This is a genomic window from Rhizobium sp. BT03, from assembly GCF_030053155.1.
GTDB lineage: Bacteria > Pseudomonadota > Alphaproteobacteria > Rhizobiales > Rhizobiaceae > Rhizobium.
Genome location: NZ_CP125640.1, coordinates 434,090 through 446,082, shown reverse-complemented (window position 1 = coordinate 446,082; position 11,993 = coordinate 434,090). Strand labels below are relative to the sequence as shown.

General features: G+C 59.9%; 10 protein-coding genes and 1 pseudogene. 4 read left to right on the top strand and 7 right to left on the bottom strand.

The annotated features are described in order from the left end of the window. Positions 1–112 precede the first annotated feature (112 nt). Positions 113–478, top strand: a complete 366-nt coding sequence (locus QMO80_RS02150) for a LysR substrate-binding domain-containing protein (protein ID WP_283198706.1) — start codon at positions 113–115, stop codon at positions 476–478. Positions 479–592: 114 nt separating this feature from the next. After that, the gene (locus QMO80_RS02145) at positions 593–1,036 is read left to right on the top strand and encodes a hypothetical protein (protein WP_283198705.1); all 444 of its coding nucleotides are present in this window, start codon (positions 593–595) and stop codon (positions 1,034–1,036) included. Between the two features lie 18 nt (positions 1,037–1,054). Here the strand turns inward: QMO80_RS02145 and QMO80_RS02140 are convergent, their stop codons facing one another. From QMO80_RS02140 to QMO80_RS02130, 3 genes and pseudogenes are all read right to left on the bottom strand, one after another. Continuing rightward, positions 1,055–3,313 (bottom strand): EAL domain-containing protein, encoded by a 2,259-nt coding sequence (locus tag QMO80_RS02140; RefSeq protein WP_283200090.1) that lies wholly within the window; start codon positions 3,311–3,313, stop codon positions 1,055–1,057. A gap of 389 nt (positions 3,314–3,702) precedes the next feature. Continuing rightward, positions 3,703–5,076, bottom strand: a pseudogene (locus tag QMO80_RS02135) (ISNCY family transposase). 204 nt (positions 5,077–5,280) lie between these two features. Further along, positions 5,281–7,431 (bottom strand): mechanosensitive ion channel family protein, encoded by a 2,151-nt coding sequence (locus QMO80_RS02130; RefSeq protein ID WP_283198704.1) that lies wholly within the window; start codon positions 7,429–7,431, stop codon positions 5,281–5,283. 320 nt (positions 7,432–7,751) lie between these two features. On the opposite strand from QMO80_RS02130, the gene QMO80_RS02125 reads away from it, so the two are divergent. Continuing rightward, entirely contained in the window at positions 7,752–8,273 is a 522-nt protein-coding gene (locus tag QMO80_RS02125; RefSeq protein ID WP_283198703.1) for a PAS domain-containing protein, read from the top strand. A 61-nt stretch (positions 8,274–8,334) separates the two neighbouring features. Here the strand turns inward: QMO80_RS02125 and QMO80_RS02120 are convergent, their stop codons facing one another. After that, positions 8,335–8,712, bottom strand: coding sequence for a hypothetical protein (locus QMO80_RS02120; protein ID WP_283198702.1), 378 nt, complete (start codon positions 8,710–8,712; stop codon positions 8,335–8,337). Positions 8,713–8,790: 78 nt separating this feature from the next. Continuing rightward, positions 8,791–9,456, bottom strand: coding sequence for a hypothetical protein (locus tag QMO80_RS02115; RefSeq protein WP_283198701.1), 666 nt, complete (start codon positions 9,454–9,456; stop codon positions 8,791–8,793). A gap of 286 nt (positions 9,457–9,742) precedes the next feature. On the opposite strand from QMO80_RS02115, the gene QMO80_RS02110 reads away from it, so the two are divergent. After that, the gene (locus QMO80_RS02110) at positions 9,743–10,348 is read left to right on the top strand and encodes a TerC family protein (protein WP_283198700.1); all 606 of its coding nucleotides are present in this window, start codon (positions 9,743–9,745) and stop codon (positions 10,346–10,348) included. Positions 10,349–10,381: 33 nt separating this feature from the next. On the opposite strand, the gene QMO80_RS02105 is transcribed toward QMO80_RS02110, so the two are convergent. Next, on the bottom strand, positions 10,382–11,206 hold the full coding sequence (locus tag QMO80_RS02105) for an MBL fold metallo-hydrolase (RefSeq protein WP_283198699.1): 825 nt from the start codon (positions 11,204–11,206) through the stop codon (positions 10,382–10,384). Between the two features lie 4 nt (positions 11,207–11,210). Next, positions 11,211–11,993 carry a TatD family hydrolase gene (locus QMO80_RS02100; protein ID WP_283198698.1) on the bottom strand — a complete coding sequence of 261 codons (783 nt, stop codon included), beginning with the start codon at positions 11,991–11,993 and terminating at the stop codon, positions 11,211–11,213.

Here is an 11,993-nt window from a genome sequence, read left to right as displayed (position 1 = left end):
CGTCCCACGAAAGCCCGATATGTGGCGGCTATCCCGGCCGCACCGGCGGGCCTCAAAACAGAGACAAGCATGAACCTGCTGCGTCAGACCCGCAAGCAGGATTTCAATCGGCGTGAAGGATCATCGGCCCGATGGCGCTCATAGACGCCAGTGCCAGCTCAGATGGATCATGCGAGAGGCGGGTTCCGGAACACGCTCGGTGCTCGAACAGTCGCTGCGCGAGCTTCTCGTCGATCCTTCCAAACTCGACGTCTCGCTGGTGCTTCCCTCGAACGAAGCCGTACTGTCGGCTGTGAGAAGCTGCGGCTGCGTCGCGGCGCTCTCCGAGGTGATCGCCATGCCCTTCGTCGAGAATGGCCAGTTGCGAATGCTCGAAGTCGAGCTTCCGCCGGGACGGTTCACCTTGCTCAGACACAAGGAGCGCCATCGGACTGCGCCTGCGCGGGAATTCGAGGCATTCTGCCGTGCCCACGCGTGATATGCCGGATTCCGTGGACAGCAGCCGTTAGAGCGGTTACGTCGGGAGCTCTAAACTCGGGAGCGATGTGTGGGGCAGAATATCGTGGCGGTCGTTGGATCGCCTCCCGCTGTGATGGCGATCGTCGAGGCAGGGGACTGCCCTGAACCCACGGCATTGCCATTCGGATTGACGATCGCTCCGCTGGGCCATGAGCAGATCGATCGACTGACGAAACTGCAGCCCGGCGCCCGCCATGAAGGCTTCAAGAGCCTGTCCGCCGCCCTTGAGCTGGCTCTGGCGGCTGCGTCTGAAAATGGCCCGCTGGTCTATATTGAAATGCAATATTTCGGTGGAACCGGTTCCCAGGCCGCAGCCGCATTCGCCGAAGGGGAAATGCTGTTCTGCGCCGCAACACCGGTGTCGCAAGACCCAATTCGCCCGACCGACCCGGTCAACACGGCGTTGCGATCCCTCGGTGTTGACGCGGCTGGCAGCGCCGACGCGTTCGATGCGCTCGGTCTTGGCCGCTTTCGCCATCTTGAAGACCTCGGCCTTGACGAATGGGGTGACGACTAGGCCGCGTAATTTCGCGCATCAACCTGCCTCCGTCAGTCCTTTGTCCTTCATGCGGCAAAATTCGATCAACTGCTCCGACGTCATTGGTCGCGCCAGAGCGTAGCCTTGCAGCAAATGGCAACCAAGATCTTTCAGGATCTTCGCGTGCTCCATCGTCTCGACGCCCTCGGCGACGATGTCGATATTCTGTGACCGGCCGATTTCGATAATGGAGGAAACCAGGCGGCGTTGGGATGGAGAGGCTATGATCGGCTTGATAATTTCGCGGTCGATCTTCAGTCGCCGCGGCTCAAATCGAAGCAGGCTGATGATGCTGGCATGTTCCGTGCCGAAATCGTCGATCTCGATTTCAATGCCAAGCTCTTTGATCATCGGAATGATGTCGTTGAGCGCAGGTTGAAGCTCGTCGAAGGAAATTGTCTCGAGCAGCTCGAAACACAGGCGACCCTTCGATACGGGAAGCTCGGACAGCTCGGCAAGCAGATTTGCCTGCGCCAGTCGGCGCGCCGATATATTGACTGAGACACGCGGGATCTGCATTCCCAGGCTGTCCCATCGCGTCAGCTCGAACAGGGCCTTCTGCAGGATCAGCCTATCCATGTCGCCGCTGCGCCCAAGCCTTTCCGCGGCGTCGAGAAAATTGTTCGGGCCGAGCAGACCTTTTCGCGGGTGCTCCCAGCGGGCGAGGGCCTCGACGCCCGCTATGTCAAGGGTGTCCGCATTGAACTGCGGTTGGAAGAATGCAACGAGTTCATCGCGGTCGAGCGCCTGATTGAACTCATCCGCCAATTCTTTTGAATGGATTGCGGCGCTGCGAAGCTCTTCGGTGAAAATGGCCGCGCGGCCGCGGCCCGCCTTCTTCGCCTCGTAGAGAGCCAGATCGGCATTGAGAAGCAACTGACCGAGATCCCGTCCGCGAGCATGTTCAGTCTCCCAGGCGACACCGACGCTTGCTCCGACCATATACTCCGCGCCATCGATAAGAATGGGCTGCTGCAGCGCGTCGACAATCTGTCTGGCCAATTCGGTTGCTTCAGGTTCGGGATTGGTGCTCCACCTGGCGAAAATGAACTCGTCTCCACCGATCCGAGCTGCGACGTCGTTTGGACCGGTCAAATCGGCGAGGCGCGAAGCCGTTGTTTGCAACACCATGTCACCGCCGGCATGCCCCTTCGTATCGTTGATCTCTTTAAATCGGTCGAGGTCGATATGAATGAGGATCAGACAGTCTTCTCCACCGGGTCTCTGTGGTTGCGAGATCATCCGGTCGACAAACCGGCGGTTCGCAAGCCCCGTCAGGGCGTCGTGCAGCGACAGATATTCCAGCCGTTGCCGCGCTCTAACGAGCTTTTTCTTGTGAAGGCGAAGCTTCTCGATTGTTCTTTGGCGTGATTTGGTCAGGAAGCCGACCCAAATGATCGGCGCAACGACACATAAGGCCAACAGGCTCGCATAGAACTCGAAAATGCCGATCCCGCTATTTTGGCCCCATCCGCGCTTGGGCACTGCGGCGAAGGTCCATCGGCCATACGTCATATCGACGGATGTCACGACCGGCTGCTTCGAAAAGGTTTCCAGATTTCCGAGAAAAACCTGTTTGGGCGAGTCGGGCTCCGGCACGGTGCTGATGGCAATCTCAAGCTCGGTCGATCCAAGGCCGCTATCGCTATAGAGCCTTGGAATATCTATGATTCCGGAGAGCAGACCCCAAAAGATCTGGCTCTTTCCGTCATTGATATAAATCGGGCACCTGACGACGAAAGCCGTTCCGCCCTGGACGAGCTCCACTGGCCCTGTCAGAACGATATTGTGGGTGTTGCGCGCCAGCATCGCGGCAGCCCGTTGCTTGTCATTCTTTCGGTAATCGAGCCCGATGGCCTTTTCGTTTCCTTTTTCCGGATAAACCCACTGGACCACCATGTCGGGCGCCGCCGCGAAGCTGCGCAATTGTGAATCGGGCTGCAGGATCTGCGCGGCAAGTTTGGAAAATCCGTTTTGGCCCATTGCCGGGTCGACTGCGATGCCAGCCGCCAGCCCTTGCAGCAGCTTAACATTGCTGTTGAGGTTCGTCTGAAGCCGAGATGATATTGTGGCAAGCTCACCGGCGACGATCGAGCGCTCCTCGGCCAGCGATCGCTCCAGCCGCCAGTTGGTTGCGACCCAGACGACGATGACTGCGATAATTGCCGCAAATAGTGCCGGAGCAAATGCGCTTGCATGGCTGACTGCGGAAGCAGCGAGGCCACGTACTATCTTTGGATTTCTTCGAAACGTCATCAGGTTTCCGGCATGGATGGATACGCCTGCATCCTTGCACAGTTTCTTTAAGGCAACGCTAAACCGGCCAGCCTGCGAGAAAAGCCGATGCAGGCGAGGGCGATCGGCCACGGTCGGTTGGAGATTGCATCGGGACATTCCAAAATCTCCAAAGGGAAGCCATTGTTTTTTCTGGCATGTCGCACTTGGAAATAGAATGTACCCACATCAAATCAATGTGGCGGTCAGGTTGAAATGTCCGCGGTTGCGCAAAGTAGAAATGTCACTGGCGGCAGCCGCACGGCAGGCCGACCAGCCCCGATCTGAGCGGCTGGTCCGGGTTGCAAGATCAGATCGGGGCGGGTTTGTGGCACCATCGGCTTTAGCTTTAAGACGATGCGATCGACGCCTCACTCGGCAGCATCGCGCTTTGCCAGCGCAGCTTTATGGCGTTCGATGACGGCCGGATCGTTCGTAAAATCCTTCCGTCGCCCCGGACCGTGAGCACGTCGCACATAGCCGTTCTTCTCGCTGTTGGTCATCACCACCGGCTTCGACGGCTGCTCCTGACGCTCCTTGATATAAGTCAGAACGTCGCCGAGCCGTTTGTTCTCGGTGATCGCCGCATGCGTCACCCGCTGGTCCTTGTCGAAGGTTTTGTAGGGCAGGGAATGTCCCTTCCATCGTACATCGAGGCGGCCATCGGCATAGGCATAGGTCTCGACATAGCGGCCGGCCAATCCGCGCGTCACGTCGCTCTCCTCCAGCATGATCCGCTTACGCTCGAACGAAAACGTCAGCTGCGACCCGACATAGCGCTGCTCGCGTTTGCACAGGATCTCCTTCAACCGATCCGGTGCAAGATTTACCGGCCGGTGCAGGTCATCGGATCGGGCAGGGACAATCGCAAACCGCCCATTGTAGTCCACCATGAAGCCCGGCAGAAACGCATTGCCTGCCTCCATGGTGTCGATGCCTGCCAGTCGCAATTCCTTGACCAGACGATCCTGCAGCGTCCGGTTCATCCGCTCGACACGGCCTTTGGCCTGGCTGGAGTTTGCACAGAGAATCTCGATATTTAGCTCCGAGAGTGCCCGTCCGAACTAGGTCATGCCCTGACCACCCTTGGCCTCCTTCTTCGTCACCCGGAAGACCGAGTGCTTGTCGGAATAAAAGGCGATCGGCGCCCCGTGCTGCTTCAGATAAAGCTCAAGTGCGTCGAAATAGCTGAAGGCGCTTTCCGAGCGCACGAACCGCAACTGCATCAACCGGCCCGTCGCATCGTCGACAAACACCAGGAGCGAGCACGGATCTCCACGATCCTCGAACCAGCGATGCTCGGACCCGTCGATCTGCACCAGCTCGCCATAGGCTTCGCGCCGCAAGCGCGGCTGATGAAACGTCCGCCGCTGCTTGCGTGACAGCCACAATCCGGCCTGCGTCATCCAGCCGCGCAACGTCTCGCGCGACACACGCAATCCATCGCGCTCGGCAAGCTTCTCGGCCGCCAGCGTCGGACCGAAATCCGCATAACGTTCACGAACCAGCGTCACCGCATAATCGCGAACACCATCGCTGATCCGGTTGTTCGACGGCCGGCCGATCGCCTTGTGGCGGATCGATGCCGCACCGGTCGTTCTGATGCGATCCAACAGCCGCCGCACCTGGCGCTCGCTGAGAGCAAGCACATGTGACGCCGACACCATCGTCATCCGCCCGTCGGCAACCTTCGACAAAACCTCGATCCGCTGCAGGTCACGCTCGCTCATCGCAATCAGTCCCATCCGCTTGTCTCCCGCGCCATCAAACGCGGGGAGAGTGACATTCCAACTTTGCAGAAACAGGACACTTCAACTTTGCGGCTACACTACGGTGTCGCATAAGATAGATTATGGAACTAGAATATGTCGTTTGATTACAACGGCATACTGTCCGTCCGCCTGATAGCCCCACTCTTTTCAAGCCGAAATCGCCTGCACTCGCCCTTGCTATTCCTCAGGTGTTGGGATGACTTTGGATGGCCTTTGCAGTTCCGCCGCGGCGGCGGAAGCCGTTGCGTCTCCTGTCCCGCTGGAAACATGAACAGTCGGGGTTGCAAACTGGATGCCTTTTTCCGCGAATGTCTTCTTGAGCATGGCAAGGGCCTTCCGGCGAACGCCGAATTGTTCGCCGGGTTTGGCCATGAACTTCAGCCGAATTTGCACACCGTAATCGGCCATCTGCTCAATGCCCTGCATCTTCAAGGGCTCGATGATATTAGGCCCGAGTTCGGCATCCTCCAGAAGCTCGACGCCGATGCGCTTGATGGTCTTGCGGACCTCCTCAAGATCGCTGTCATAGTTCAGGGTAAGCGTAATGATGTCGATCACCCAGTCGCGGCTGAGGTTCTGTACCGCGCCGAGTTCGCCGAAGGGAACGATGGTGACCGGACCGCGATGGTGTCGCAGGCGGATCGATCGCAGCGAGAAACCTTCGACCGTCCCTTTGTATTTCGCCGCCTGAATGTACTCACCGATGCGAAAGGCATCGTCGAACAGATAAAAGACGCCGGAGATGATGTCCTTGACGAGTGTTTGTGCACCGAAGCCGACGGCAATGCCGACGACGCCGGCGCCCGCCAGCAGCGGTCCGATCTGAATGCCGACGGCATCCAGGATCATCAGGAAGCCGACAGCCCCGATCGCCAGAAACAGCACATTGCGAAGGATGGGCAGCAGCGTATTCAACCGCTGACGCCGGCGCGCGTCGGGTCCGTCCTGATGCCCCATCTGCGCACTTCTCGACGCCAGTGCCATCTGACTGTCGATCAGCGTGCTTGCGAGCTTCCAGATGACGTCGGTCACCAGCAGCACGATAACGATGCGGATTCCTGCGCGGATCAAACGTGTGGTCACTGTCTCGGCTGCGGCAAGATCACTGAGATTGACATTCCACGAACGGGCAATGAGCAGCGCGGCGACCACGATCAGGCCATTGCGCAGCGTTTGCATGATGACAACAGACCATCCGACGATGGCCGGATCTTCGACAACGTGCTCGCCGCCGGACCGAATGATGCGACCGATGATATCCCGAGCCACGGAAACGGTCAGCGGCAGAAGCGTCATGACGATCAATGTCCAGAATGCTCCCCGGAGCCCGGACACCCAAAACAGCCACGACAGCACGATGCTCGCGCTGAAGCCGACACAGACCAGCCGGTTCACCGGCAGCCCATCAGAACGAAAATGCCGCAGCCAGATCATGGCGATCAGCGTGATTGAAACGACACCGAGCCACGCCGCGGTAAAGAGATCGACCAGGATGGGTGAAGCCCCGATGGTCTGGCACACTTCGATGATGGCCCAGCCAGCCGCCAGCATGGCGACGATTGCGAGAAGCCAGTGGTACCAGAACCAGGCAAGCGAGGTGACAAGCGTCAGCAGCCGCATATGCGGCAATCGGGCGCCGGGCGCGATGACAATGCGGCCCACAAGCACGCCGAGGCGCACCATCAGCGCCGCGGACAGCAGAATGAGCGCAATATCGCGAAAGACAGCCGGCCATGGAAAGAGGATAAACGCGCCGAGGCTTCCGATCAGGTAGCCGACCAATGCGAGAAGGCCCATTGCAAGTCGGCTCGCATGCAGCTTGATCCGCTGCCGGACGGTGTCGGCAGGCGCGGTCAGCACAAAATGAAGAAGCCCTCGCCCGGACCACCAGGCAAGGCGCTGCGCAGCGAATCCGCCTGCTACGAAGAGTGTGACCGCCAAGATCAGGCCGACGGGATCGATATGATTATCCGCTTGGAAGGTCCGCACCGCCGCCCGGATCTGCCCAGGAAGGGTCGGGACTGCATCGACGAGCGTCAGCAACCTCTGGCGCAAATCCTGTAGTGAGGTGGCAATCGACGGCGGCGGCGCCTCCTGCGGGGCCGCTGCCGGCTGCGCCGGTTCCCGATTGCCGGGAATGATCCGATCGACCAGCGCGCGTCCTGATTCATCGTTCGGCAGTTCGATGATAACCCGGATTGGTGCGGACGGATTGGTCGATTCGGCGGCTCCGGTGGAATCTACGCTCCAGATCAGAAGCGCCGAAAATACAGCAGTCAGGAATAGGGAAATTTTGCGGAGGGAAAGACGGTCGTCGTTGGTGCACATGTACCCGTGGTCCCCGAAAAGTTGTCGTCGCTATTGCCGGCCGATAAAGCGTCGCACTTTGTGAAGGGTCGCACGATCAACGTCAATCGACGACTGTCTGGCGGACGCCGATAGAATCCCTGCCGCCATGCTCCCTGCCCGTGCATCGCCTCCCCGCCCGCGCATTGCCTCACTGGGTGCGGAGATCAACAACGTCGATATTGCGTCCGGTCGAAACGAGACTAAGATCTGGGGCGAAATGGTCGATCGCCCTGTCATGCATCGAGAGCCGGGTGACGGGGGGTAACCCGCGGCATTGGCGCTCAGACTGGGGATGCAAAATGAACCTTGTCAACGGAGCTTTTGGAACGCCCGAATTTCTGTCCGAGGAGCCTGGTATCTTCACGTGGGATTTGGCGACCGACACGGTTTATGCGGATTCGGCGCTGGCAATGCTTTTTGGGCTTGAGCCGGCGCAGACCATCGCGGGGCTGCCGATTATAAAATACCTCGACCGGATCCACCCGGACGACAAGCCGTCCGTGGCCAAGGCGATTTCAGACTCGGTGATCACGGGAAATCCCTATCGCCATGACTACCGGGTATTTGATCGAAGCGGGCAAGTGGTGGCCGTGGCTGCCTTTGGCCGCTGCTTCAGGGACGAAGCCGGAAACCCGTCGCACTATGCGGGCATCGTATTTCCGACGAATGATCAGAGCCAGCAAGACGAATTGTCTGCTCACTGCAGGGCGGCACTGAAAATTGCGAAGTCATCCGGCCTGCAGACGACGGCCGATGCGCTTGAAGCGATTCTAAAAGAGCTTGCCACGGCGATGCCTTCCGACATCGCGCCGGTTCATTGATTTCCTTCCACGCCGTGAGGTCGACGCGCCGGCTCATATCCCGCGATTCCCGGCCAGCCGGTCACAGCCGTCTCGCCTCGGAGAGATGACCGGCATATCCGGCAAGCATGAGCCCCAGCGGAACATTTCGAACCAGCCTGGCTGCGATGAAGGTTGCGCAGATCGCCGCGGCAAGCTTCGCCCAGGGATAGCTGCCGAGTTGGACATGGGCGCTTGCATCGACCGATGCGGCCTTGGCTTTCAGCGCCGCCTCGGCGTCCTCGCGCAGCACGCCTATGCGGGCCTTCAGCAGCCTCAACTCCTGTTGCAGGGCGTTCAGATCCTGGTCGGCTTTTTCACGTGCGGTCTGCGGGGCAGCGTCGGCAAAAGGCGGTTCACCCTCCGCGATCAGTTCATCGGGGTCGGGAAGACGGCCGTCGCGATTGATGGATGATTGCATGGACATATCCTCGAATAACAAGCGAGATGAGATGAAGGCCCGGCGTCGCGGCCGGACCCTCCAATGCACGTCAGCGGATCAGTGGTCGCGCCGGAAACTCTGGCTCCGCCGGAATCCGTCTTGCGACTGGTTCTGCGATTGGCGATTGGCATCGTCCGATGACGAAGCACCGCTGGCGCTATAGGTGTAGGCCCGCACAGTGGCGCTTCCATGTGTGGTGTCCCGCATCGCCACGGGGCGCGTATCGTCGAATGCGCTTTCGGACACAGCGAGGTCTTCCGACGCTTTGCCGCCGGACGATTGGCCGGCAAAACCGGTATTGGATGCGCCTTGCTGCCTGTCCTCCAACGACCAGAGGTCTGCCCGTTCATCCATATCGATGCTGCCCTCGTCGTCCAGAATATCGTGGACGGTCTCATAGAGCGCGTCATCGATATCATTGACCTGGACGAGGAATCCACCTCGCCGCAGCCCCTCTGCGTAAACAGCACGATCCTCATCGGGGAAGAAGAAGTCGGCCAGCGCGTCGAAGAAGCCGCTGCGGTCGTCGCTCATCGCGCCGGCGGTTTTTCCATCCGCCTCATATCCGGGCATCAACCGGATTCTCGCGACCGGCACGCCGGCGTCTTCGAGACGGGAGACGGCGGATTCGGCTTCCGACCGGCTGTCGAAAAATGCGGTGAGGCTGCTGCCCCCTATCGGGCCCGAGAAGGCCGGATTGGTATCGTTGTAAATGCTGCTCATGGGAATCTCCTCTCGATGCATAGACCCACGCCGTCGATCCGCCGGCTGGTTTCCTGATCAGAAAAACAGGTGGGCGAGAGGAATGTTCCAAGCCGATGCGCGGGAGATACCGGCGGCATCAGCCGCACTGCCCGCCCCGGCATTTGCAGCTCTCCGACATCGAAATGAGGAACGTTTTGGTATCGAGGACCATTGTCCGGCGTCACCGCAATTCAAAGCGCCGTAGCGGTTGACGTCAAACCTTCGAGACGCTAGCACGGCTGTTGACGCATTGGGGATATTTCATATGGACATCTTTACGGCAGCCGGTCTGACGGCTTTGCTGCAGGTCATTGCTATCGACCTCGTTCTCGCCGGCGACAACGCCGTGGTTATCGGTCTTGCCGCTGCCGGCCTCGAGGCCACCCAACGCCGAAAAGCGATCGTCGTCGGCATCGTGGCCGCGACCGTCCTGCGCATTCTCTTTGCCAGCGTTGCGGTCTATCTGCTGGCGATCGTCGGTCTGCTGTTGGCCGGCGGACTTCTGCTCCTCTGGGTCTGCTGGAAGATGTGGCGCGAGCTTCGCGCCGGCCATGGCGAGAACCACGAAGCGGCCGGCGCCGAAGGCGCGCCGAAAAAGACCTTTTTCCAGGCGGCGACCCAGATCGTCATCGCCGACGTCTCGATGTCGCTCGACAACGTGCTCGCCGTGGCCGGTGCCGCGCGCGAACATCCGAGCGTGCTGATCATCGGTCTTGCCCTGTCGATCGCGCTGATGGGCATCGCCGCCAACCTGATCGCCCGGTTGCTCCACGACCATCGCTGGATCGCCTATGTCGGCTTGCTGATCATCCTCTACGTCTCGCTCGACATGATCTATCGCGGCGCCGTTGAGGTTATGCCCTACATGTAGTGATCAGGCCCGAACATGCTCTGAGGTCGGGGCTCAAGCCCCGATCCTGACCTCGGTTTCGAAACTCATCTGATCATAGGCCGGCACCACATGGTCCGGCGTCTCAGCCATCACCACGTCGTAGTCGAGCGGCGTGTGCATATGCGTGAGGATTGCCCGTTTCGGCTTCAGCCGGCCGATCCAGTCGAGCGACTGTTCCAGCGACAGATGGCTCGGATGATAGGTATATTGCAGCGCGTCGATGATCAGCACATCGAGGTTCTGAAGCTTGTCGACGGTCTGAGGCGGGAAGTCGCTGATATCGCTGCAATAAGCCACATCGCCGATGCGAAAGCCGAGCGAATGGATATCGCCGTGCTGCTGAATATGCGGATGAAACTGTATCTTGCCGCCGGGGCCGCGGATTTCGACGGCTTCGTCGAGGTTTTCGATGACAACAGGCAGCACGATCGGCGGATAATTGCTGCCCGGCGGCGTTTCCAGGCAATAGCCGAAGGCTTCCCGCAGCCTGTCCATCGTATATTGGTCGGCAAAGATCGGCACCCGGCGGCGGGTGTTGTGAAAATAGCCGCGCAGATCGTCGATGCCATGAATATGATCGGCATGCGGATGGCTGTAGAGCACGGCATCGACATGGTCGGCCCCTGCCCTGATCATCTGTTCGCGAAAATCCGGCCCGGTGTCGATAACGACGGTGGTGACACCGCCGTCCGGCGCAAATTGCTGCACCATGAAGGCGGCACGGGTGCGCCGGTTCTTCGGATTGTCGGGATTGCAGGCGCCCCAGTCGCCGGTAATGCGCGGCACGCCGGGTGACGACGAACAGCCGAGAATGGTGAAGCGCCGCCGGTAGAGCACGCTCTCAGACCCTCGGCATCTTCGTAAACAGGCGCAATGCGTTCTCCGTCGTGATCCGCGCAACCTCCGCGTAGGAAAGGCCGATCGTCTCGGCGAGCACCTCGGCGGTGTTGACGACATAGGACGGTTCGTTGCGCTTGCCGCGCCAACGCTTCGGCGCCAGATACGGCGCATCGGTTTCCACCAGCAGCCTATCCTGAGGGATGGTCTTGGCGATTTCGCGCAGCTCTTCCGACTTCGGGAAGGTCAGGATGCCCGAGAAAGAAACGTAGCCGCCGAGTTCGACGCCGGTCCGTGCCAGTTCCGGGCCGGCCGAGAAGCAGTGCAGGATGAAGGGGAAGGCCCCCTTCCCCGTTTCCTCGGTTAGGATCGCGGCCATGTCCTCATCGGCGCTGCGGCTGTGGATGACGAGCGGCAGCTGTGTGGCGCGCGCCGCCGCGATATGGCGGCGGAAGCCGGTCTGTTGGTCCTGAGGCGTCTGCGTATCGTAGAAATAATCGAGGCCCGCCTCGCCGATCGCCACCACCTTCTCATGGGCGTTGGCAAGGCGCACCAGCTCTTCCGTTTGGATATCCAGCTCTTCGCCGGCATTGTTCGGATGCGTACCGACCGAGCAGAAGACCGAGGGATATTTCTCGGTGATTTCAAGCAGCCCATCGAGCTTACGCACCCGCGTCGAGATCGTCACCATCTGCCTGACACCGGCCTGATGAGCACGCGCGACGATCTCGTCGCGCTCCGCCTCGAAGTCGGCGAAATCCAGATGGCAATGGGTATCGATTAGCAC

Bases quoted from the DNA above. Each gene is read 5' to 3' on its own strand.
- QMO80_RS02115 (WP_283198701.1), bottom strand. From the start codon at position 9,456: ATGAGCAGCATTTACAACGATACCAATCCGGCCTTCTCGGGCCCGATA.
- QMO80_RS02125 (WP_283198703.1), top strand. From the start codon at position 7,752: ATGAACCTTGTCAACGGAGCTTTTGGAACGCCCGAATTTCTGTCCGAG.
- QMO80_RS02145 (WP_283198705.1), top strand. From the start codon at position 593: ATGGCGATCGTCGAGGCAGGGGACTGCCCTGAACCCACGGCATTGCCA.
- QMO80_RS02140 (WP_283200090.1), bottom strand. From the start codon at position 3,313: ATGACGTTTCGAAGAAATCCAAAGATAGTACGTGGCCTCGCTGCTTCC.
- QMO80_RS02130 (WP_283198704.1), bottom strand. From the start codon at position 7,431: ATGTGCACCAACGACGACCGTCTTTCCCTCCGCAAAATTTCCCTATTC.
- QMO80_RS02120 (WP_283198702.1), bottom strand. From the start codon at position 8,712: ATGCAATCATCCATCAATCGCGACGGCCGTCTTCCCGACCCCGATGAA.
- QMO80_RS02110 (WP_283198700.1), top strand. From the start codon at position 9,743: ATGGACATCTTTACGGCAGCCGGTCTGACGGCTTTGCTGCAGGTCATT.